Here is a 25,344-nt window from a genome sequence, read left to right on the forward strand (position 1 = left end):
GTGATAAAGTTATTGGTTTTTGCGCTATTTCCATCATATGCACTGGCCGCCATCGATCAGATACTCCGAACCCGTAATGAAGGAAGCTTCATCACTTGCAAGGAAAGCTATCAGTTTGGCCACTTCTTCTGCCTTCCCAAACCTGGCTAGGGGAATAGTGCCGATCATATGGTCTTCCATAGACTGGGTCAACTCAATCTTATCCATGATCTCTGTTGCTACTGGTCCTGGACTAACCGCATTTATCCTGATCTTACGGGCAGAAAGTTCCAATGCTGCTATTTTCATGACCGCATTTAAGGCTGCTTTACTTGCTGCATAAACAGAAGCCTGGGGAGGGGAGATGTGCGCCGAGGTGGAGGAAAGCAAGATTACAGATGCATTTTCGTTTAAAATTGGGATGAACTTGCTTAAGGTAAAATAGGCACCTTTGAAATTAACGTTCATTACCTCGTCGAAAATAGCTTCTGGCATGTGCTCAATCGGCGAAAATTTGGTGACACCTGCATTTACCACCAAGATATCGATCTTGCTGAATCTTCCGCCAACTGCTGCGGCCAGCGCTTCGATATCCGTTAAACTTGATTGATTTGCAATAAAGCCTGTTACCCTAAGGTCTGATGCTGCCTTTTCTACTGCATCTTTTCTTCTTCCGGTAATGATCACCTGTGCACCGTTTTCTTTCAGCTGTTTGGCTGCAGCATAACCAATACCACTGTTGCCACCTGTAATCAGGGCGACTTTTCCTGTTAAGTTTTTCATGATCTGGTTAATTTAAATTCAATGCCTGTCATTTTTTCTGTTAATTCCCATAGTCTTTTGGCGCTACTTTCATCCAGCGAATAGTCCATTACACCACTTTGATGCAATTTAGCGTTGGTTTGAATGGAAGTATCGTCTGATAACAATTCAGCGATATCAGCATCTTCACAGTAAACGCCGCCAATGTGATTAAGCAATGGGCTGGTGGCTACCCATACCGAAGTTGCAGCACCCTGTGGAATAGTTTTAAGGCTGGCCAATATTTCTGGACGGATGTTCCCGTTTTCATCCAAAAAGCCCATCTGTTTAAATAATTCTATGTCGGCATCTCTGGCCAATTCAGTTCCGGCAATCGATCCCGGATGCAGCGAGTAGGCCCTTACCTGATGTGCTTTTGCACGGTTATCCAATTCCAGAGCAAACAGGTTACTGGCTGTTTTTGACTGGCCATACCCAAGCAGTGTTTGGTACTCCCTTTGTTCGAAATTGGGATCATCGAAATTAAAAGCTGCCATATGATGTCCCAGTGAGGAAACATTAACTACGCGAGCGCCTTTAGCGTTCTTAAGTGCCGGCCATAGTTTTGCTACCAGTTGAAACTGTCCAAAGTAATTTGTTGAAAGTTGAGATTCAAATCCGCGGCTATCCCGCTGTAAGGGCACCCACATGATTCCAGCATTGTTGATTAAAATATGGAGCGGTCTGCCTGTTGCCAAGAATTTTTCAGCAAATGCATGAATAGTTTCGGGCTTTGCAAGATTCATTGCCTCAATTTCTACGTTTGGAATACCTTCCAGGTTTTTCTTTGCTTTTTCAATATCTCTGGCTGGTACAATCACAGTTGCTCCTGCTGTTGCCAGTACTTTTGTAGTTTCCAGACCGATACCGGCGTTACCGCCGGTTACAATGGCAATTTTTCCTTTAAGATCAATGCCTTTGATGACTTCTGTTGCTGTAGATGTTGCGCTAAAACCTGAACCCAGTGGGTGTTGTAATGCACCTTGATAATTGTTTGTTTCCATTATTAATTTAATTAAATGTATAGGACAAATTTAGGCGGCTATCCTTAGGCAGATTTTGTTTAGCGTGTCAATTTACTTTGTTTAGAAGGTCAATTTTTTTGTTTAGCGTGTCAGATATAGGATGATTTATGACCAGGCTACTTTTCTGCTTTCAAGATTCGAAAAACTGTCTTTTTCAATCAATTCACCTGCAAAGTGGTTTTAATTACGCAGAACAAAACGCTCGGATTACCCTTGATAGGGGAGGTAAATTTTAGTATTCCAGCTGTGTAGCACATTTTGACTCTGTTTTAGGGTGAAGTGTAATAGCTAAAATAACATGAGTTCAGGATAAAGAAATAGTTAAAAAACAAGAGTAAAAGGTGTTGTTTTTGTTTTTTTTAATATTTGAAAATCAATTTATTAACAATTAAAATTTAGCTTAGGTAAGCACAAAAGGACTTTTCGAAACTGCGTTATAAAATTGAAAACGGGACCAGATAGATGGAGGTTCAATGATTAAAATCTTCCGCTTACAGTTGGTTCAGCCTTGAATAAAAGTGAGCTATGAGTGGATAAAACACCCAGTGTGGGCCCTTCATAGGGCAAAGAATATCCAAAGATCTTTTGTCCTTTTTTATTGTCCCAAATTTTCAGCTTGATCCTAAATTGGTTTTACAGGCTATAGGAGCTTTAACTGCAGGTGCTACTACTAACAAGGTTAGCTTAAGCAGTTTAAAGGATTTTGTATTTGCCCAAAAAGCAGGTGCGAAACATCAAACGATCAACTTCCATTTTAATTCAAAATTGTATTAATCACTAAATCTGGCGGGAGTCGTTTCTATAAAACCAATACTGCTTTCTAATAATGGATAAATTTACACAATCGTTTGCGCAAAAAAAATACAAATATATTGTTGTAAATTTAGCTTACTATAGATTTTTAAAGAGTTTGATTGTAAAACTTATGGAGCTTTATGAGTATCAATATGATCATAGTTCAGACGTGAAACGTTTGATTAATTAGTATTATTACAGTGTCTATGCCCAATAGAAGTTCTTTAAGCGACAATGAGTTAATTGAGTTGATAAAAATTGGCGATCAAGCAGCATTTGCTGAAGTTTATGAAAGATATTGGACAATGTTATTTTTGCATGCCCGCAACCTTTTAAGGCAAAATGAGGAGGCTGCAGATATTGTACAGGAGTTGTTTACAGGTTTATGGTTAAAGTGTAGATCGTTGGAACTGAATACTTCTCTTTCTTTTTATTTATATAAGGCGGTTAGAAATAAGGTTTTCGATCACCTTAAGCATAAAAAGGTGATGAATGATTATCTAAAATCTATAAATGATTTTATGCTTGAAGAACATTTTACTTCTGATCATTTATTAAGAGAAAGGGAATTGGGTATTATTATTGAAAATGAAATTAATGCACTTCCTTCAAAAATGCGTGATGTATTTGTACTGAGTCGCAAGCAACACCTTTCCTATCAACAAATTGCAATTGAATTAAAAATTAGTGAGCATACCGTTAAAAGTCAAATAAGCAATGCTTTGCGGATTTTACGAAAAAAAGTTGGTGCATCTTCATTCTTAATCTTCTATCTAATACATCGTTAGATTATTTTTTAATCTTTTTTTAACATTCATCTCATACTCGGGTAAAAGTAAATCGTCTTAACATGAAATTAAGCGAGAAACTTTCTGATGAACCAAATAGAACTACAATCTTTACTCGAAAAATATTTAAAAGGAAACTGTACTCCTAACGAAATTGTATTGCTAGAAAGTTGGTATCTCGCTAAATCCAAACAAGATAAATTACCAATAGAGGAGAAAGAACTCCTTTTATATAAGGAGCTGATCTGGCAAAATATTCAGCCGAATATAGATGTTATAGAAAAGCCGGCAACAAACCATTATCGCTTTTGGATAGGAATATCTGTGGCCGCCTCTATTACTTTTGCATTATTTATTGGAGGTTATTATTTAATTAGATATCAATCAAAAGAACGCACCAGCGCGCAATTAAAGCAAGATATTTTACCGGGAACAAATAAAGCAATACTGGTTCTTTCAAATGGCAAGCAAATTAGCTTAGCCAGTGTACAAGCTGGAGTTATTGCACAGGAAGGAAGCATTACTGTTAAAAAACAGGGCACAAATATTTTAAGTTATAAACAACTTTCCAGTGGTAATATTGGTAAGTCGCTTGCTTACAATACAATAAGTACTCCTAATGGTGGCCAGTGGCCTGTAATTGAACTGCCAGATGGAACAAGGGCCTTTCTCGATGCCGCATCATCCATTTCTTTTCCAGTGTCTTTTAGCAAGGAGCGCAAAGTTGCCATTACCGGGCAGGTCTATTTTGAGGTAGTTCATGATTCGAAAAAACCTTTCCGCGTAACCGTTAAAGGTATAACTATTGAAGATTTAGGTACATCTTTTAATATAAATGCATATGATAACGAATCTGCGATTAAAACAACCTTAATAGAAGGGAGTGTAAGCGTTGCGAAAAGAAATCAAACATTAATAATAAAACCTGGAGAGCAGGCGCTAGCATCCGCCGGAAATGAAAACATTCTAGCTAAGCAAGTAGACGTTGATGAAATAATTGCCTGGAAGAATGGATTATTTCAGTTTAACCATACGAATATTGATGTGGTTATGCGACAGATTGCAAGATGGTATGATGTAGAAATTGTTTATAAAGAAGATGTTTCTGACATCTCTTTTACAGGTAGCCTCTCCCGCAACTTAAAATTATCCAAATCGTTGCAAATACTCAGTATTACTGGCCTTCACTTTAAAATAGAAGGCGAAAAAATTATAATAACAGCCTAACTTAAAAACAACTAAACTAACCAAAATAAGAACTATGGAAAAATAAATACCAAACAAGTAAAGGTTAAAGAAAAATACCGGAAAGTGGTGGAACACTCCCCGGCAAAAGATCTGAGTTAACCTTCCTGTTTTTGTTTGAGCTAGAACAGGTAAAATTATAGAGCAATATCCCTAAACATTAACCCAAACCGAACAAAAGTAATGAAAATTTTCTCATTCAATTTGGTCATAGTACGCCTATGGCTACCACCCAAGCTATTAATGGTTATGAAATTAACCCTTATAATATTAATGATAGTGCTTACACAGGTAAGTGCGAAAGTATTTAGTCAGCAGATTTCGCTAAATGAAAAAAATGTGCCTTTAAGTAAGGTTTTGGAATCTATTAAAAAACAAAGTGGATTTTTAGTGCTTTACCAGGATCGTGTAATGCAAAAGGCTAATCTGGTAACCGTTCGTAAAAAGAATATTTCATTAAAGGAGGCACTTGACCATTGCTTTTCGAACCAGTCTTTAACTTATGAAATTTTAGAGAATACGATTATTGTTAAGTATAAACCTGCAGTAGAAAAAAGTAAGAATCAAGAGCCTGTTAACGCCAGGTTAAATGTAAAAGGAAAAATAGTTGATGAAAGTAATAATCCTTTACCGGGTGCAAGTATTAAAGTAAAAGGTACAACCATCTCAACAGCTTCAAGTTTAAATGGAGAATTTGCGCTGAATAACCTGTCAGAAGATGCAGTTCTTGTGATTTCTTTTTTAGGTTATAACACCAAAGAAGTTCCTGCCAAAGCAAATCTTGGTACTATACAACTTGTTCCATCTCACTCTAGTTTAAATGATGTTGTGGTGGTTGGTTATGGTACTCAAAAAAGACTAAATGTTACCGGATCTATTGCCCAGGTTAAGGGGACTGAACTGGCAAAAGCACCTGTAGCTAATATTAGCAATTCGCTTGTTGGGCGTTTACCGGGTTTAAGAGCCATTCAAAACAGTGGAGAACCAGGGAATGATGGCAGCACAATAGATATACGGGGTTTTGGAGCCGCGCTTATCATAGTAGATGGTGTGCCAGCAGATTTTTCTCAGATAGATGCAAATGAAATAGAAAGCTTTTCAATTTTAAAGGATGCATCAGCCGCGGTTTATGGTGTAAGGGCTGCTAATGGTGTAATATTGGTTACAACCAAAAAAGGAGAAATGGGAAAACCACGCATAAACTACACAACCTATTATGGGTTGCAAAATAATGCTACAAAATACCCTGAGCTGGCCGATGCAGGTACTTTTGCCGAGCTTAGTAATGAAGGTGCCGTAAATGCATGGGTAAAATTAAATAATCCTTCGGCCGCTTTATCATTGCCTTTTACAAAAGAGCAGGTAAGTCAATATAAAAACGGCACTTTACCATCTGCAGATTGGTTTAATTCTACTATTCGCAAAAATGCACCTCAATACTATCAAAATTTAAATGTAGATGGAGGAACGGAAGATGTTAAATACTTTTTTAACGTTGGCTACCTAAATCAGGACGCTATATGGAAAAGCAATTCTACCCAGTTTAAACGGTACAATATTCGCAGCAACATAAGTGCTAAGATTAATAAACGCCTTACCGCCGAACTTAATCTTAGTGCCCGATTAGAAGACCTTAAAACACCTGGTGTATCTTCTGGCTCAATTATGGCTACACTTAAAAGAGAAAGTCCTGTTTTTCCTATTTATGCTAATGATAATACCGATTATTTGGCCCCCTCTAATGTACAGCAAAACTCTCTCGCTCAGTCTGATAACAAAATATCAGGTTATGGCACAGATCGTACAAAGTTTTTTTCGGGCATTGCCAGGTTAACATACGATTTACCATGGGTTGATGGATTAAATGCAAAGGTTACTTATTCTTATCAAAATTCGGATGAGGCTTATAAAAGCTATATAAAGAAGTATAATTTATATAAATACAATACCGTTACTAAGACTTACGATGTTGATTATACAGCTAATGATCCAAGTAATTTAACTGTAACTGATAATCATAATGATAACCAGGCCTTACAGCTATCTTTAAACTATGTCAAAAAATTCAATAATAAACATAATGTTTCGGGTTTGCTGTTATTTGAAAGAACGCAAACAAACAGTTCTTTTCTTTCAGCATACAAAGAATTTCTGTTAGATAATTTAGATGAGTTATTTGCAGGTGTATCTAATAATCAGAGCAATGATGGAAGCTCTGCACAAATTGCACGTGAAGGTTACGTAGGAAAGTTTAATTATGATTACTCAGGGAAATATTTGATTGAACTGGGGTTTAGATATGATGGAACTTATAAAGTAGCACCAGATCATCGATTTGGTTTTTTTCCAAATGTTTCTGTCGGATGGAGAATCAATGAAGAAAACTTTCTTAAAGACAATAAAACTATTGATAATTTAAAGCTTAGGGCTTCTTTCGGAAAAGTGGGAGATGATGGTGGAGATAACGCAGGGGCAGCTAATTACATTATACCATTTCGCTATATCCCGGGATATAATTATCCAAATAACAATTATATTTTCGGCACTCAGCTTATTCCTGGTTTAACAACCAGCGGTTTAACCAATCCATTACTTACCTGGTATACTTCTTATACGAGCAATTTAGGAGTTGATGTTTCTTTATGGAAAGGAATGTTAAGCGCTTCTGTTGATGTTTTTTACCGTAAAAGAGCAGGGTTGCTGGCTACACGGGTTTTAAGTTTGCCTAATACATTTGGTGCAAGCTTACCACAAGAAAATCTTAATGGCGATAATACAAGAGGTTTTGAAATTGAGGTTACACACAAAAATAAAGTTGGAGATTGGAACTATAGCATTTCGCCAAACTTAACATTTACGCGTAGTAAAAATGGTTATTTAGAGCAGAGTCCACAAACCAGTTCCCTTGGTAATTATCAAGGAAATATGACGGATAGATGGATTAATATACTAAGGGGTTACCAGGCCATCGGACAGTTTCAATCTCAGCAAGAAATTAATACTGCACCTGTACAGGACACTCAAGGCAATAAAACCCTTTTGCCGGGAGATATTAGATACAAAGATTTAAATGGCGACGGTGTTATAGATAGTAGAGATCAAACTGTAATTGGCAGAGGCGCAACGCCCGAGATATTTTTCGGACTTAATCTTAACGTTAATTATAAAGGTTTTGATCTTTCGGTATTGTTACAGGGTGCATCAAATTTTAACAGGTATTACAGTGAAGAGTTGCAAAATCCGTTTTTTAACAATGCCAATACCTTATCTATGTTTAGTGATCGCTGGCATAGGCAAGATCTTTACGATCCAAATAGTGCCTGGGTTCCTGGAAAGTATCCTTCAACAATGATTTCGGGATCGCCAAATAATCAGCTTTTTTCTACTTTCTGGTTGCAGGATGCTACTTATTTAAGAATAAAGAATGTGGATTTTGGTTATACTTTTCCTAAAGAATTAATTGGAAAAATTGGCATGCGCAAGGCAAGGATATATGTGTCAGGTCAAAATGTATTAACCTTTAGCAAGGTTAAGTTTATTGACCCTGAGCAGCCTAGCGGAAGAGGTAATTTTTATCCTCAGCAAAAGTTATGGTCGTTAGGTTTAAATGTTGGTTTTTAATCAGAAAATTATGAAAAAAATTAAAATATATAGCCTGTTTTTGATATTGCTAACAGGTATAATATCTTGTAAAAAAGACTTTTTAGATAGAGAACCGAAAAATTTGGTTTCAGAAAATGTTGCTTATGGAAGTATAAGCGGTGTTACTGCGTTAACCGTAACACTGTACGATGGCTTGCCAACAGAAGATTTTGATTACACTGTGAGCGATGAAGCTGGTTTTCCATCAACAACTACCGATGAGGCTGTACGATCTTATGTTTGGGGCAGTATTAACAATGCTGTTATGGGAAACTGGTATGGCAATTGGAATTATTCGAGAATAAGAAGAGTAAATGATTTTATAGAAAAAATACCAAATGCAGCTATAGATAATGATTCGAAAAAGCGCTTTTTGGCAGAAGCAAGGTTTATCCGTGCTTTTGAATACTTTTCTTTAGTAAAACGTTATGGAGGTGTTCCGCTGGTTACCAAAGTACAGGAATATAAAACCGGAGATGATGTAGCGGGTTTAATTGTTCAACGAAGTAAAGAACAGGATATTTATGATTTCATCTCAACCGAATTAGATGCTGTTGTTAACGATTTACCTGAAGATTATGGCAATGACCCGGCTAATGCTTTCCGCGTAAATAAATATGCTGCACTTGCTTTAAAATCAAGGGCGATGCTTTATGCCGCATCAAGTGCTAAATACGGAACAGTTCAGCTTAACGGATTGGTAGGAATTACACCAGGTTTAGCCAACGCTTACTGGCAGAAAGCTATGGATGCAGCCGATTTAATTATTAAATCAGGTAAATATGAATTATATGATGTTAATGCAGATAAAGCGGCCAATTTCCAGCAGTTATTTCTAACATTGGGTAATTCTGAAGCTATTTTTACAAAGGTTTATCAATCGCCGGATAAAGCCCATAGCTTCGATTTTTATAATGCTCCGCAAAGTTTCAGGGTAGATTATGGAAATGCAACTAACCCAACCCTCGAAATGGTTGAGGAATTTGAATATAAGGATGGCTCTCCTGGTATATTGAAAGTAAATGATGCTGCAGGAAATCCGATTGTTTATAACAAACCTGCCGATTTATTTAAAGATAAGGATCCAAGGATGTTTGCTACAATTTTAACACCTTTTGATTCGTGGCAGGGTGGAGTGGTCGAAATCAGAAGAGGAGTAATTGATAATGGAGTAAAGAAAACATCCGAAAGTCTGTCAGCAGTTTATCCGGCTGGAGGTACTTTTAACATTGTTGGTAAAGATGGCCCTTTAACCACCAATGACCCTACTAAAACAGGGTTTTATATTAAAAAGTTTATGGATCCTGTAAACCGTGTTCCTTATGGAAGGTCTACCACGCCGTGGATGATTTTTCGCTATGCTGAAGTGCTGTTAAATTATGCGGAGGCTGCTTACGAACTGGGAAACAGTTCTGCAGCCATAGATGCTGTGAATCAGATCCGTAAAAGAGCTGGAATAGCTACAGTAGGTTCCATTACGATAGATAAAATCAGGCATGAACGGAAAGTAGAACTTGCGTTTGAAAATCATCGTTTCTGGGACATTCGCCGATGGCATAATGCAACCACAATCTTGACTAATACACAATTTCATGCCCTTTACCCGTGGATTATGTGGCAAAATGGAGTTGATCCGGGCAATATGAAATATACTTTCGAAAAAGCAATAGCTCCAAAACTTACACGTACTTTTCCTGAAAAATTATATCTGGAGCCAGTGCCACAGCAAAACCCGCCATATATTCAAAATCCAGGTTATCAATAAGATGAAAATATTAAAAGATATAAAATGAAAAAATTATTTATATGCTTCTCTTTTTTATTGGTCGTGTTTTTAAATGCGTGTAAAAAAGACAACTACAAATCGCCAGATGCAGAACTTTATGGAAATATTGTTGATGCAACCACAGGTAAAAATGTACCGCAACAAACAAATGTAAGTGGCGGTTATCTACAACTTTTCCAAACAGATTATCCTAAACCAACCGCAATACAAACGGCGTTACATGTTGATGGGAGTTATACCCGCGGATTTATGTTTAGCGGTCATTACAAAGTAGTACCAACAGGGCCTTTTTTCTATCGGGATACACTAAATGTGAATGTAAATGGATCAACTAGGCTGGATATAAAAGTGATTCCATACCTTACCGTTACAAGTGAATTACTTAGTAAAACGGCTAAAAGTATTACCATTAGGGTGAAAGTTACCCAGCCTGCACAAAACACTCAAAAAATAGCCAGAATACTGGCTGTTGCGGCAACATTTAATACAGTTGATGTTAATAACTACAATAGCAACAGGGGGCTAACCAATACGGAAGCCATTGATAATGCAGTGGTTGTAAATACGAGTTACGATTATACCATTACAGATTTAAAACCTGGTACCCTTTATTATGTTCGCGGTGGGGCCAGAACAATAAACACCGGAAGTTATTATAATTACGCACCTATGTTAATGGTCACAACTAATTCCCAATAAATTAGCAGCTCAAATGTAATGAGCTTCGTAAAAAGAGCTCATTACTTTAATTTTTAGGCTTCATTGGGCATTCTGTTTACGATGGATTAATAATTCTTCAGTCTTCGTGGAGAATGGGCTTAATTCTTGCTGCTTTAAAATGGATGTTTTTATTATACTGAGTAAATTGCCTGCACATAAATATGACCAGTTATGCTTTGCTCACTTAACGTTCGGGACCCATATGAATATGAATGATTAGCATTCAGAACTTAACTATTGAATGCGTATCTGATAAAATACCTGAAGTTGTATTTTTTTGATACCATTCGCTGTCTCTCCAATTAAATAGATCTTCTAGCTAAAATTTAACTGCATTCCCTTATCTTTGCCGCTAATTTAATATTCCCTTTTTGTGATTAATGTAAATAATATCTCCGTTTCATTCGGTGGAACTACCCTTTTTAGCGATGTAACCTTTTCGATAAACGAGAACGATAAAATCGCTCTTATGGGTAAAAATGGTGCAGGCAAGTCGACCATACTAAAAATAATTGCTGAAGTAGCTAAACCTACTTCTGGTAGTGTAACAGGTCCGAAAGAAGCTGTGATTGCCTATTTGCCGCAACATTTGCTCACTCATGATCATGTTACTGTTTTTGAGGAAACCATGAAAGCTTTTGCAGAGGTAAACCAGATGCAAAAAGAGCTTGATGAGCTGAATGAGCAGCTTACTATCCGTACCGATTACGAAAGCGACGATTATATGAAGCTTATCGAGCGTGTGTCGGAGCTAAGCGAGAAATTTTATTCTATTGAAGAAACCAATTATGATGCGGAAGTAGAGAAAGTATTAAAAGGTTTGGGTTTTGAACGCAAAGACTTTACCCGCCAAACATCTGAGTTTTCGGGCGGGTGGCGAATGCGTATTGAGTTGGCTAAGATTTTATTAAAGAAACCTGATCTCATCTTATTGGATGAGCCTACCAACCATATGGATATCGAAAGTATTCAATGGTTGGAAGATTTCCTGATCAATTCGGCAAAAGCCGTAATGGTCATCTCACACGATCGTACATTTGTAGATAATATTACCAATCGTACCATCGAGGTAACCATGGGCAGGATATACGATTATAAAGCCAAATATACCCATTATCTTCAACTGCGTGCCGAGCGCCGTATACACCAATTAAAGGCTTACGAAGAACAGCAGCGTTTTATTGCCGATAATCAGGAATTTATCGATCGCTTTAGAGGAACATATTCTAAAACCTTACAGGTGCAATCGCGCGTAAAAATGCTCGAGAAACTCGAAGTAATCGAAATTGATGAAGTGGATACATCAGCATTAAGATTAAAGTTTCCGCCATCACCGCGTTCAGGCCAATATCCGGTAATGGTAGATGAACTGACCAAAACTTATGGCGATCATGTGGTTTTCGAAAAAGCATCTATGGTGATCGAACGGGGAGAAAAAGTGGCTTTCGTTGGTAAAAACGGCGAAGGTAAATCGACCATGATTAAAGCCATTATGGGTGAGATTGATTTTGAAGGTAGTTTAAAGGTTGGGCATAATGCTAAAATCGGGTACTTTGCACAAAATCAGGCTGCTTTACTTGATGAGAACCTTACGGTATTCGAAACCATTGATCAGATTCCATTAAGCGATGGCACGATAAAAATCAAAGACCTTTTAGGTGCCTTTATGTTCAGCGGCGATGATACCACTAAAAAGGTTAAAGTACTTTCTGGCGGCGAGAAAACCCGTTTGGCCATGATTAAATTGTTGTTAGAGCCTGTAAATGTATTAATTCTGGATGAGCCAACTAACCACTTGGATATGAAAACCAAAGATATTATTAAAGACGCGTTGAAAGATTTTGATGGTACTTTGATTTTGGTATCGCATGACCGGGATTTCTTAGATGGATTGGTACAAAAAGTATTTGAATTTGGGAATAAACGTGTGCGTGAACACTTTGAAGATATTAAAGGGTTCTTAGCTTATAAAAAAATGAATAGCTTGAAGGAAATTGAGCAAAGTTAAATAGGGTTTCAAACACTGTATTTTAAAAGCAGTTCTGAAAAGAGCTGCTTTTTGTTTTCAGGCAGGGGCTAGCCTCATAAAAATAAAACTTAACAAAATAACTAGCTACACTTATGGAAAACCGGATTGATGAAATGCTAAAAAAATATAACTTGAACAAAGCAAACAGTATTTTATCTTTTTTAGATGATTTTAGAGATGAGGCTGAGGTTAGGGGATATTGTATGAGGGTTTTACAGGCTTATTCTGATTTGAAAAAAGAAGACTGGATAATCGGAATAGAAGGAGGAGACTACATTTACAGTTTTGATGGCCATTTGATTTTTATCACAGATGATATCTGGAGCTTTAATTTAGTGGCAACGCAACCCGTATTGGAATTGTTGGCGGGAAAAATGCGAATGCTGAAGCAATCGGGGCTTTGAAATGGGTAGCATAAGCTAAAGGAAAAAGACTCGTCTTAAAAATTTTTCCCTTTTTTATCATTTTTAAGCAAATGGCACATTTGGAATCAATAACTTCTTCATGCGTATTTTTAATTAAAACACTTCAACATCTTATTCAGAAATAAGGTTACTATTTAGCGCTAATCGAAGCTTTTAATGGGATTTCTAAATTTTTTATAGCACCAATTGGTGCAATCTTAATTGATCTGTTTCCTTTGGCTAGGTAGAAATAATAAATACTATTTGTGCTAATCAAATAAATGTCTTCAGATTCGCCGTTCGAATAATTCAGTTTGCGGTCGTATTTGAGTTCGTTTTTGCTAATGTGTTTCGATAAGTTTTTCCCTTGGCCAAGTCCAATTCCCAAAAACAGTGATAGTAGCCCAATGGCAAAAACAATAGTGAAAAGTTTCGAAAAATGATTTCCTACTTCCTCTTCACTAAGTGTTTCAGGATTTTTTAGACCAGAAAGATTTTGTGCCCACTTTTTATCCCTTCGCTTTGCCAGATAGGTTGGGTAAGCATAAGCGAGGATAATAAAACCTGTCGTAACGATTAATACCACCGGATGAGACGTTAATGTTGCCACCGGACTGATTAATACATCCATAATTGTGGTGTACTTTAAAATGTTTATACCAATCTGATAGTAAAAAATGCTTTCTTTTAATATACCCATCACCACAAGGAACAGGTAACCATATGGTAATAGCTTTTGTAAGTTTTCTGAGAGTTTCATTTGCTAATGATGTTATTTAGTCTAGAGGCAAACTTTATTTTGAATGCAAAATAGAAAAAATAACTGTTCCATTGGTTGTTTTGTGTGACAAGCAAAATTATGGGTCAAGATGATTTACTTTTAAAGCCGCTATCATTTATTGAACTGAGGATGGAACAAGCGCAACAATTTCTTCTTTTGTAACTCCCACCTGCTTAACGTCTGTTTGGACGGCAGAAAAACGATCTATGGTTAAATTTGTTGCTTTGTCCATAACCAATGTATGACGATTGGTACTCCCTTTGAGTTTTAATGTACTATTGTCGAGGATTTCGGTATATAAGCCCTCACTGCTGGTGTCGATGTCGGCAAAGGCATTTTCCTTAAGAATGATCTGGAGAAATTTGGTGCTGAGTTTAACTCCTGTTTTCACTACGGCATTTTGATCAGCCTCAATGCGATAGATATCGTTTACATAAACAACAAGTTTACATTTTTCATTATGGAGGTTGGTAATACGTAATACTTCGCCCTGCTGGATAACTTTCACATTTCCAATGTTATCATCTGCATAAGATATTCCGATGGCGGGCTGCTGCACCAACATCACTTCTACATTTCCTTTTATCACTATCTTTCTAAAGTTTTGAATCTTGTAAAGGATCGTTCTGTTTTTTTCTGTAGCTCTTAAGTTGTTTGGAAAGATAGCCGTTAAGGTTATCACGGCAGATACCATGGTGATTAGCGTTTTAATTGAGGTTTTCATTGTGTTTTTAATTAAATGTTAAATTTGTTATGCTCATGGTGGTGTGCTAATGCAAATCAGTTTGCACCAATATGATTCAGTTTCGTGGTTAACCAAGCTGATGCCAAAAAGCGAATATCTCCTTAATCGCTCTCTAACAGTTGTTTTTACTTATTCATGCTTAAGCTGTGTTCATTTCCGAACAGTTGATGTGCGACAGCGAACACCGCAAAACCCTTTATTCACTGTGTTAAGTCAATCTGGAATTACTATTTCAGTTGTTAAGCACAGTACATATAGGATTATATTCATTATTTTAGTGAAATTTAGGGTATATTGAGTCAGTTGTTTTGAGTAAAAATTACGATGTCGGTAAAAATTAATCGCCAAACACAGCAGAAATTTCAACAATTGCTGGTTATTATTCTTTCCTGGATGATGACTGGAGTTGTAATTGCTATTTTTGAGGATCTTGTACTACATACCCGAAATTCTTTAGGACCAGTACCTGGTTATACATTAATTTCTTCAATTGCACTAAATGCAGTTATTGGCCTGTTTGGAGCACTGTTAGGGGGGAGTTTACTCGTATTCTTTGTAAATGTAAAATACAACGATAAGCCTTATGGTTATACCCTTTTAATTGTGGCCGGATCGTTTTTAGGTGTTATTTTAATCGTAAACGAAATACTGAGCCTCTATGAATTAGGTGATTCAAAAAGATTTTTGAAAAATGGATTGGTATGGGCCATTGTGGTTTCCATTACACAGCTGCTGCTTCAGATAAACAGTAAGTTTGGACAAGGGATTTTCTGGGATATTATTAGCGGAAAATACAATACACCTAAAGAAGAATCACGGATTTTTATGTTTCTCGACTTAAACTCATCAACCGCAATTGCCGAAAGTCTTGGAGATAAAAAATACCATGAATTGCTAAAAGATATATTTATAGATATTACCAATCCTATTTTAGAAAATAGGGGAGAAATATACCAATACGTAGGTGATGAAGTAGTAATTGCGTGGCGCTACGATGAAGGGTTAAGGAACAATAAATGCATCAATTGTTTTTTCGATATTAAAGCGCATCTGTCTTTTCTGAGAGATAAATACATTGGAAAGTATGGTTTAATACCTGCTTTTAAAGCAGGTATTCATTGCGGAAAAATTATAGCAGGCGAAGTGGGGATTATAAAACGGGATATTACCTACTCTGGTGATGTACTGAACACCACCTCAAGAATCCAGAATATGTGTAAGGAGTTTAATCAAGAGATGCTGGTATCAATAGCACTGATTGAAGAACTTCAGTTAACAGATCATTATACCACCCAAATGTTAGGTTCAATTAAACTCCGCGGAAAGGAAAAAGAAATGCAGCTGGTAGCAGTAAAGCCTGTTTAATACACCCAATTGGCAACTACAAATTGCAGGATAGCTTTAATATTTTGTCTTATTTCTTGTACTGTTAACATTTTTTTTGATTGGAAATGTCGGTATTATTTTTTTTTAAAAATGTATTTATACGTTATTAAAACGATTTATGTGTGTTGTAGGCGTATATTATTTTTTTATGATAATATTTTATAGTAAGAAGACAGGATAGTACAGGATGGGAATTTTGTTCCACCTTTATATATTTATGAAATAATTTACTAACCAAATAACTTTTTAACCAACTATTTAATTAACGAACGTTAATACATTTTATGCAATAAAAATCTACTCAGCCCTTTAAGTCAGTTTGCGCATTTTTTTAATTTCTAATTGATTTAGATCCATAGCTTTTTATTGCCCAGTATTTTAATGGCCGTTTATCCAATGAAATTGCTATGAGTAAAATTTTACAGAAATTTTTAATCGTTAATTTGACGATTATATTCATTCTCAGCGCTTGCCGGAAAAAAGAATTTGATGAGTTCTATGGCCGTCCTGAAACGTTAGCCGATCCAATTTATCAGCAACTTCAGGCCAAAGGGAATTTTACCAGATTTTTAGATTGTATCGATAAATCGGGTTATAAAGAAACCTTAAGCAAAGCTGGTTCGTGGACGGTTTTTGCACCAACAGATGCAGCTTTTGCCACCTACATGTCTGAAAATAACTTAACAGAGATAAATGCAACACTGGCTTCGGCAATCGTGCGTTATTCAATGACTTATGATGGGGAGAAAGTAGAGCGTTTAAGCGATAATTTAACGGCAAAAGGGTTTGTTAAAAATGTTGGTTTTAGGCGACGTACCGTTTATTACGATTTTGTTTACGATGGGATAGACAATGATGGTAAAGCAATAAAGGTAATTGCGGGTAACCGTAATGGAAGTTATTTGCCAACTGATTTTAACAATAAAAACCTGCCCTTTTTCCTTACACCCTTCGTCACTTTTGCAGGAATAAGTGCTTTAGATTATAACTATTTTTACCCAAATACAGAGTTTACCGGAAAAAATGTGGGTCCTGGAAAAATTATTGAGCAGGATATTGTAGCCGAAAATGGTGTAATCCATATTGTAGATAAGGTGCTTACCCCACCTCAAAGCATCGATCAATATATCAGCACTAAAGCACAGTATGGTGCCTTCAAATCCCTTTTAGACAAATATGTAAGCTATAATTTAAATACTGATATTACCCATCGTTACCAGGTATTAACAGGTAAAAGCGATAACGTTTATGCGAAAAACTATAGTTCATTGCTTGGTTTTTCGCCCAATAACGAGAATTACCTAAAAGAAGATGCCAACGATGCACAGATTGGGATGTACACTATTTTTGCACCAACTGATGATGCGGTAGAGGCTTATGCAAAGGTGCTGTTAAAATATTATGCTAAAAACAGGTTACAGCCCGGAAACTACAAGGCACAGCTGAACGAACTTTTTTCTTTAAGGTCTGATATCATCAGGGATTTTATCAACTCCCATTTATATAGAACTACGGTATGGCCAAGCAAGTTTAATGCGGTTAACAGCTTTTTGGGCGAAGCGACCAAACTTACGCCTGCCAACGTGGTAGATAAACAATTTTTAAGTAATGGATTGTTTTATGGTGTAAATGCTGCCCAAAATGCCAATGTATTTTCAACAGTTTATGGTAAGGTAAATTTAGATCCTACCTATTACATTATGAAACAGGCGCTTGATGTATTGGGCTATGCCATTCCAATTAAAACAGCCTCTTTAAAGTATATTGTTATTCCCATTCCCGATGCCACTTTGGTAAGTTTAGGATTTTCATACGACCCCTTTTATCCTTCAGCACCTATTAGGGGCGATCTCAATATTTTAAGGAGATTGCTGCAAACGCATATTATCCCTCTGGGCGATCGTGCTGTGCCAAATTTCGCTACATCATCTGGTATCTTAGAAACTTCTGGTGGCGAATACATTAAGTATAATAACGGGTTTTTCTCTTCAGCAGGTACAGAAGATTTACCAGCCGCTGCCGATAAAAGCATTAAGATCGATTCGGTTGCCACCGCTGTTAATGGCGCTGATGCCTATGCTGCCAAAGTACTCATGTATACCGTACTTCCGGTAAGTAAACACATCGAAAAATATGGCACGCTAACTACCGATCCTTATTATTCTTTCTTTCAATATCTTAAAAATAATGTAACCCTTTATACGGCTGCTACAGGTGCAATCCAGGGGGTTACTGATGGAACTCCTTACACCGTTTTTATCCCAACAAATGCGGCTGTACAAGCTGCGGTAACCGCTGGACTATTACCAAAATTAGCCAATGGAACACCTAACTATGTACCAACAGATCCTGTAGAGATTAGTAAGGTATCGAAATTTATCCAATACCACATTATTAAGAATACAGTAGCTAGCGATGGACAGAAGACAGGCTCTTTTGAGAGTTTGCTTAAAAACGATTCGGGAGATGCAGTCAAGGTTACTGTATCAACCAATACCACAAACACACTCACGCTAAGAGATGTAACCAATACTTCTGTGAATGTTTTACTGGGCACAACCGATAGAAGCAACGTGTTATCTAACAGAACGGTGATCCACCAAATCAATTCTTATTTAAAATATCAATTCTAAACCGAGATGACTAAAAGATATAATTATAGTTTTTTTATTTTACTATGCTGTTTGTTGGTATCGTCGTTAACCTATGCACAACAAATTAACTATGTAAAAGGTAAGGTTATTGATAAAAAAGATAAACAGCCCATTATTGGTGCATCTGTTGTAATTGTTGATAAAGATAAAAGGGTAATTAAAGGTGTTTCGACAGATATTGATGGAAATTACTCTTTACCGGTAGCCGATAAGACCTATAGGATATCGGTTTCCTATATCGGTTATAGGTCTTCAGCACCTATTAGTATTGATAAGGCAGTAATCAATTTCCAGCTTGAACCTTCTGAAAATCAGATGGATGAGGTTCAGATTGTTTCGAGGGCAAAAACGAACAACGGAAGTGGAATGGCCATCGATAAACGTGATCAGACTTCGGCTACGGTTACCATAGATGCCAAAGAACTCGAAGACCTCCAGTCGGCATCAATCGATCAGGCCCTGCAAGGCCGCATGGCAGGGGTTGATATAACAGCCAGTACAGGTGATCCTGGTGCGCCGATGCAGATCCGTATCCGCGGTACATCTTCTATTAATGGTGCTACCGATCCATTAATTGTATTGGACGGTATGCCTTACGATATTACCATTCCTTCTGATTTTAATTTTGCCACCTCTGATGAAAATAATTATGGTCAGTTATTAAATATTGCCCCATCTGATATTAAAGAAATTAGTGTGCTCAAAGATGCTGCGGCTACAGCTGTTTGGGGATCGAGGGCAGCAAATGGTGTATTAATTATTACCACAAAAAGAGGTTCAATTGGTCCGCCAGCTATTTCCTATAACTTTAAAGGTTCATATTCTAAACAGCCAAGTCCGATCCCGATGTTGGATGGTAACCAGTATTCATCACTCGTTTTAGAAGAATATTATAATGCAGGTCGTCAGTTCTCCACTTCAGAATTTGCAAAGCAATTTCAATATGATCCGAACGACCCTTATAATTATTATAACTACAGCAACAATACCGATTGGTTGTCGGCCATTACCAGGGTAGGTTATCTGCAAGATCATAACCTGTCTATTTCCGGTGGTGGTGAAAAAGCCAGGTACCGTGCTTCGGTAAATTATTTTAACCAAACAGGTACTACCATTGGCACCGATTTAAACCGTGTTTCGGCTAGGGTGAACTTAGATTATATGGTGTCGAACAGAATCAGATTCAGTTCTGATATTTCATACACGCACATCGATCAGAATGGGCTTTTTACGCAGAATGTAAGGGATGTAGCTTATACTAAAATGCCTAACCAGAGCATTTATGAGTACGATGAGTATGGAAATTTAACTTCAAACTTTTTCAGTCCTGCGGCAACAGCACAAGGTTCATTCTTCTATAATTTTGATAATAAAAAGGTAACTGGAACTTTTAACCCTTTGGCCATGGCTACTGCGGGCAGTAACCATCAACTAGGTGAGCGTATTACACCAAAATTTAGTTTACAATACGAAATTTTGCCAAGTGTGCTACGTCTGAACGGAAGTTTTATGGTAAATATCAATAATACCAAGGTAAAAACTTTCCTTCCACAGATTGCAACAGGTCGTCCTTATACCGAATCGGTAGTTAATACGGCCTCAGATGCTGATGGCGATTCATTTACCATGAACACCAGTATGACATTGGCCTATACGCCGAAATTGAACGATAAACACGATATCATAGGTTTTTTACGCTTTGATAGTGAAGATAGCCGTCGCACAGGTCAGTACCTGTTTTCAACAAATACGGCCTCATCGTATTTATCCGATCCTTCTGTTGATAGTCGTACCAATTATACAGGTTCTGCAACCTCGTCTTTAGGTCAAACCAGGTCGGTTGGTTTATTGGCTAACGTTCAATACAAATTTTTAGACCGTTATATTATTAATGGTAGTATCAGGGGTGATGGTAACTCCAGGTTCGGTGCAGCTAACCGTTATGGTATTTTCCCTTCGGTTTCTGGCCGTTGGCGCATATCGGGCGAACCTTTTATGAAAAAGGCCAATAAATATGTAGACGATTTTAGTTTAAGAGCCAGTTACGGTAAAAGTGGTAATGTTCCTCGTAATGATTATTCTTACTTTAATATTTATCAGAATTACGGTTTTAGCTATCTGGATAATGCTGGCGTATATTCTACCAATATGGAATTAACCGATTTAAGATGGGAAACCGTTACCCAATCCAATCTTGGTGTTACCTTAAATCTATTTAAAAATTTAAATATCGATTTCGATTTATACCGTAAACGTACTACCGATCTGTTTTATCCAGGTTTACAGGTAGCGAGTTATAATGGTTATGGTGGTGTTGATATGAATGTGGGTACCATGGATAACCAGGGTTGGGAAGTAAACCTGAATGCTACTGTTATCAAAAAGAAAAAAATAAGATTAGATCTCTCTTTCAATATTGCACATAACGAAAACGTAATTCGTGAGGTTTCGCCTTTATACCCAAGAGAAAACAAGGCTAAGGTAACCAGCAACAACGTTTACAAAGTATTTGTACAGGAAAATAATCCTTTCGGCTCGTTTTACGGTTTCAAGTTTAAAGGTGTATATCCTGATAAAAATTCAACAGTTGCATTGGATGAGAACGGAAACCAGATTGTTGGGCCGAACGGCGATAAAATTTATATGCGTTTTGCTTATCCATCTATCGATTATGTTTTCCAGCCAGGCGATGCTATGTATGAAGACATTAACCATGACGGGAACATCGATTATAAAGATATTGTATACCTGGGTAATGGTAATCCCAAATTAACCGGGGGATTTGGATCTAACCTCACCATCAACGGAAACCTTCGTTTAGGCTTTAACTTCACTTTTCGTACAGGTTATGATATTATTAATGGTACTAAAATTAACACCACTAATATGTACGGCTTTAACAACCAAAGTACAGCGGTGCTACGCAGATGGAAAAAAGAAGGAGATATTACCGATATGCCCAGGGCCATGTACGGTGCGGGGTATAACTTTTTAGGTTCCGACCGCTACATCGAAGACGGCTCGTTTTTAAGATTGAGCTCTGTGGTGTTAAGGTACGATTTTGCCAAAAACTTTATGAAGCGCTTGGGAATGAAATCGCTTACTACAAACCTTACCGTTCAGAATATTTTAACATTTACCAAATATACTGGTCAAGACCCTGAGGTGCCAATTAAGTTAAATGGGTCGAACACGGTGATAGATAATTCTACCACGCCACCAATTAAAACAATCACTTTCGGTTTAACTGCTAATTTTTAATTCAAAACTGATGAAAAATATTTTATATAGCACTTGTTTAGTAATGATGCTGGTGATGAGCAGCTCTTGCAACAAATGGCTCGATCTTCAACCCAGAGATGGGATTACCAGACAGGAATTCTGGAAAACAAAAGAAGACGTTTTAGCGGCAGTTTCTGGTTGTTACACCTCTTTACTGGCACCTCCTCCGGGTGTTGGTGATAAATCTTTGTTGGAATACATGTTTATGTACGGTGAGCTTAGGGCCGATATGATTGCTGGTGGGCCTAGTATTACAACGGAAGAAACGGATATTATTAATGTAAATATTACCCAGGATAATACAACAGCAAGATGGGCAGCATTTTACCGTACCATTAACTATTGTAATACGGTACTCGATTTTGCACCTGGCGTTAAAGCTACCGATCCTACTTTTACCGATCAGGCATTGAACGGTTACGTGGCAGAGGCCCTTACGTTAAGAAGCCTCATGTATTTTTACCTGTTGCGTACTTTTAGAGATGTACCACTAAAATTAACCGCCACCGTAAAAGATACCGATTTACAGGATCTCCCGAAAACCAAACAGGCTGATATTTTAAAACAGATTGTAGCCGACTTAAAAAAAGCAGAACAGGGAGCGGTTACCACTTATGGTAGCACCAGGTTTGATAAGGCTAGGGTAACCAAATTTACCGTAAATGCTTTGTTAGCTGATGTGTACCTGTGGATGGAAGATTACCCGAACTGTATTGCTGAGTGCAATAAAATCATCAGTTCGCAAAGATTTGCCCTGGTTGGTGCTGCTGGCTGGTACAATAATGTGTTTTTTAAAGGTTCATCCATCGAAACTATATTTGAATTTGACCAATCGATAGAAAACCCGTTTTATAATTTATTGGTAAATACCAGGCGACGTTTTATCGGCTCTCCATTTTTGAGTACCGAAATCTTTATTCCAGATGATGTTGATCCGGATAATAATTATGATATCAGACCGGGCTCTTATTATAATTCGGCTTTTACCATTCAAAAATATGGTTTAGAAAATCCTTCTTACGTAAAATGGCAGGCATACCGTTATTCCGATATCATGATGATGAAAGCCGAAGCTTTGGCCTTAACCGGAGGCGGTGTAGAAGCTTTGGCATTGGTTGATGAACTGCGATCAAGACGTAATGCTGTAAATGCTACGAAAGTTACTGTAGACCCTTCAGAAACTGAAGCTTTGTGCGATTATATTTTGGCCGAGCGTGCCAGAGAATTTGCTTTTGAAGGCAAAAGATGGTTCGATCTTTTACGCCATGCCAAGCGCAATAACTATAGCCGCATTGATATTTTGTTAGATCTTGCTGCCAAAACAGTTTCACCTACACTTCAACAGTCGGCCATTACAAAATTTAGAGATCCCAATAGCCATTACTTGCCGATTTATCAGAGTGAGTTGTTTACAGATCCTAATCTGGTACAAAATCCATTTTACACTAAATAGAATAAGTGATATGAAAGTGAAATTAGACATCCGAAACATTACCTATTTGGTTATACTCAGCGCATTTATAATTTTTGTGCTTAATGCCTGTAAAAGAGAAAGTTTAACATTAAGTACTACTGATGATGTTAACATTACTGGATTTTTGGAGAAAAATCCCGATAAATTTTCCTTGTTTACCCAAATCTTAGAAAGATCGGGTACAAAAGGCTATTTGGCAGCTTATGGTAAATACACCATATTTACGCCTGATAATAATGCCGTTAACGATTGGTTGAAAAGTTTAAATAAAACAGCAATCGATCAATTATCAGCTACAGAACTGAAAGACGTTGTTCGTTTCCACGTTTTGCCTGATACCGTTGCTACGGGCAAATTTACCGACGGCAAGTTAACCCAGATCACCCTCTATGGTCAGTATCTGCAAACAGGTGTTACGTTTAAAGATGGTGTAAGTAGTTTTATCATCAATAAACAGGCATTGATTACACAATCTAATGTTCGCGTAGGCAATGGAATTATCCATGTTATCGATCATGTATTAATCCCTTCAACTAAAACACTGGCTTCCACCATCGAAAGCAATAACAGATATGGTATTTTTACCCAGGCTTTAAAAGAAACAGGTTTTTACGACTCGTTAAACTATGTACAATCGGCAATTCCTGATACTACACGTCGTTTTCAGACAGTAATTCTCGAATCCGATTCGGCATTACAAGCCGCAGGTTTTAACAATTATGCTGCTTTAAAAGCCAAACTTTCAAAAACAGGCAATCCGAAAAGCCATACCGATAGTTTGTGGATGTATGTAGCTTACCATATTTCAACCGGAGCAAGTTATACACCTGATATTGTTTCTTCACCGTCATTGACAACGTTGGTGCCAAGCGAAATTATAACCACCAAATTAGTGGGAACGAAAATCTTATTAAATGATGATGAATTTAATGGGGTGATAGAACCAGGTGTAGAAGTAAACAGAACTTTTAGCAATGTTACTACTTCGAATGGGGTTTTACATGAATCGAAAGGTTTTTACAAAATTAAACCGAGGGTTCCTACTGGTGTTTTCTTCGATATAGGCGATCAGCCAGAGTTGAAATTATTAGCTGCCTGGCGGGCACCCGGACAAAGCATTCCGCTTTTACAAAATGGAAAGTTAATTACTGCAGGTATTAGACTTGATGCTTACCGGTCAAACACAATCGGTCCTGTTTATGCTGTTTCTTCAACACCAATCGGTGCATCTGATGGTAGGAGTTATGCCAACAGAGATGTAATTCAATTTAACCCAACCACCAGTAATACCGCACGTTCTATCTGGATGGAAATCAGAACCCCTATGCTGGTAAAAGGTAAATACAAAGTTTGGATCTGTTATACTTACAATGGCTCCGGACCGCTTACACAGGTTGGGGTAGATGTGGGAACAACACAAGAACAATTATTGCCAAACTTAGTCGATTTCGCCCAAACATTAGTCAGTTCTGGTGTACCTACTGCCAATGCTGCTTTGGCCTCTGCAGATGGATTAATGTTAACCAACGGTTTTAAACGCTATATGGCTACAACGGCTGATGTAAGTAACGGTGTAAATGGTTTACAGCCCATTTCACAGAATAATTTATGGTCGGTTATGGTTGGTAAATTGGCCGGTGTAGTAGATATTAAAACAACAGATAAACATTGGGTTAGGTTTACTACACTGCGTGGTAATGGAACCGGAGTTATGAATATGGATATGATTCACTTTATTCCGATTGATGATGATCAGAACTATCCAAGATTTAGTCCGTCAGGCCTTATTTATAAACGTCCATAACTAA

The 25,344-nt window shown here is 37.3% G+C and carries 16 protein-coding genes; 12 read left to right on the forward strand and 4 right to left on the reverse strand.

Annotated elements, in window-relative coordinates; all coding sequences use genetic code 11:
• Positions 1-33 precede the first annotated feature (33 nt).
• Together FHT21_RS05925 and FHT21_RS05930 are read right to left on the reverse strand one after the other, a co-directional pair.
• Positions 34-762, reverse strand: coding sequence for an SDR family oxidoreductase (locus tag FHT21_RS05925; protein ID WP_167293813.1), 729 nt, complete (start codon positions 760-762; stop codon positions 34-36).
• The gene (locus FHT21_RS05930) at positions 759-1,784 is read right to left on the reverse strand and encodes an SDR family NAD(P)-dependent oxidoreductase (protein ID WP_167293814.1); all 1,026 of its coding nucleotides are present in this window, start codon (positions 1,782-1,784) and stop codon (positions 759-761) included. The genes FHT21_RS05925 and FHT21_RS05930 overlap by 4 nt, the downstream gene beginning before the upstream one ends.
• A gap of 1,064 nt (positions 1,785-2,848) precedes the next feature.
• Here FHT21_RS05930 and FHT21_RS05935 point away from each other — a divergent pair.
• The 7 genes from FHT21_RS05935 to FHT21_RS05965 all read left to right on the forward strand — a co-directional run bounded on the left by FHT21_RS05935 (position 2,849) and on the right by FHT21_RS05965 (position 13,214).
• Positions 2,849-3,388 carry an RNA polymerase sigma-70 factor gene (locus FHT21_RS05935; RefSeq protein ID WP_223833606.1) on the forward strand — a complete coding sequence of 180 codons (540 nt, stop codon included), beginning with the start codon at positions 2,849-2,851 and terminating at the stop codon, positions 3,386-3,388.
• Between the two features lie 87 nt (positions 3,389-3,475).
• The gene (locus tag FHT21_RS05940; protein ID WP_167293816.1) at positions 3,476-4,615 is read left to right on the forward strand and encodes a FecR family protein; all 1,140 of its coding nucleotides are present in this window, start codon (positions 3,476-3,478) and stop codon (positions 4,613-4,615) included.
• 291 nt (positions 4,616-4,906) lie between these two features.
• Entirely contained in the window at positions 4,907-8,254 is a 3,348-nt protein-coding gene (locus FHT21_RS05945; RefSeq protein ID WP_167293817.1) for a TonB-dependent receptor, read from the forward strand.
• A 10-nt stretch (positions 8,255-8,264) separates the two neighbouring features.
• A complete protein-coding gene (locus tag FHT21_RS05950) occupies positions 8,265-10,040 on the forward strand; it encodes a RagB/SusD family nutrient uptake outer membrane protein (RefSeq protein WP_167293818.1) in 1,776 nt (591 codons plus the stop codon).
• Positions 10,041-10,064: 24 nt separating this feature from the next.
• The gene (locus FHT21_RS05955; protein WP_167293819.1) at positions 10,065-10,760 is read left to right on the forward strand and encodes a DUF3823 domain-containing protein; all 696 of its coding nucleotides are present in this window, start codon (positions 10,065-10,067) and stop codon (positions 10,758-10,760) included.
• 394 nt (positions 10,761-11,154) lie between these two features.
• Positions 11,155-12,789 carry an ABC-F family ATP-binding cassette domain-containing protein gene (locus tag FHT21_RS05960; RefSeq protein WP_167293820.1) on the forward strand — a complete coding sequence of 545 codons (1,635 nt, stop codon included), beginning with the start codon at positions 11,155-11,157 and terminating at the stop codon, positions 12,787-12,789.
• A 113-nt stretch (positions 12,790-12,902) separates the two neighbouring features.
• Positions 12,903-13,214, forward strand: a complete 312-nt coding sequence (locus tag FHT21_RS05965) for a hypothetical protein (RefSeq protein ID WP_167293821.1) — start codon at positions 12,903-12,905, stop codon at positions 13,212-13,214.
• 151 nt (positions 13,215-13,365) lie between these two features.
• Here FHT21_RS05965 and FHT21_RS05970 read toward each other — a convergent pair whose 3' ends face one another.
• Together FHT21_RS05970 and FHT21_RS05975 are read right to left on the reverse strand one after the other, a co-directional pair.
• Entirely contained in the window at positions 13,366-13,974 is a 609-nt protein-coding gene (locus FHT21_RS05970; RefSeq protein ID WP_167293822.1) for a hypothetical protein, read from the reverse strand.
• A gap of 136 nt (positions 13,975-14,110) precedes the next feature.
• Complete coding sequence (locus FHT21_RS05975; protein WP_167293823.1) at positions 14,111-14,719, reverse strand: DUF2807 domain-containing protein; 609 nt, start codon at positions 14,717-14,719, stop codon at positions 14,111-14,113.
• A gap of 345 nt (positions 14,720-15,064) precedes the next feature.
• On the opposite strand from FHT21_RS05975, the gene FHT21_RS05980 reads away from it, so the two are divergent.
• The 5 genes from FHT21_RS05980 (at position 15,065) to FHT21_RS06000 (ending at position 25,340) form a co-directional block, all read left to right on the forward strand.
• Entirely contained in the window at positions 15,065-16,105 is a 1,041-nt protein-coding gene (locus tag FHT21_RS05980) for an adenylate/guanylate cyclase domain-containing protein (protein ID WP_208398872.1), read from the forward strand.
• Between the two features lie 428 nt (positions 16,106-16,533).
• Positions 16,534-18,759 (forward strand): fasciclin domain-containing protein, encoded by a 2,226-nt coding sequence (locus FHT21_RS05985; protein ID WP_167293824.1) that lies wholly within the window; start codon positions 16,534-16,536, stop codon positions 18,757-18,759.
• Positions 18,760-18,765: 6 nt separating this feature from the next.
• The gene (locus FHT21_RS05990) at positions 18,766-22,041 is read left to right on the forward strand and encodes a SusC/RagA family TonB-linked outer membrane protein (protein ID WP_167293825.1); all 3,276 of its coding nucleotides are present in this window, start codon (positions 18,766-18,768) and stop codon (positions 22,039-22,041) included.
• Between the two features lie 10 nt (positions 22,042-22,051).
• On the forward strand, positions 22,052-23,515 hold the full coding sequence (locus FHT21_RS05995) for a RagB/SusD family nutrient uptake outer membrane protein (RefSeq protein WP_167293826.1): 1,464 nt from the start codon (positions 22,052-22,054) through the stop codon (positions 23,513-23,515).
• 10 nt (positions 23,516-23,525) lie between these two features.
• Entirely contained in the window at positions 23,526-25,340 is a 1,815-nt protein-coding gene (locus FHT21_RS06000; protein ID WP_167293827.1) for a fasciclin domain-containing protein, read from the forward strand.
• Positions 25,341-25,344 lie beyond the last annotated feature (4 nt).

Source organism: Pedobacter sp. SG908 (genome assembly GCF_011759615.1).
Classification (GTDB): Bacteria; Bacteroidota; Bacteroidia; order Sphingobacteriales; family Sphingobacteriaceae; genus Pedobacter; species Pedobacter riviphilus.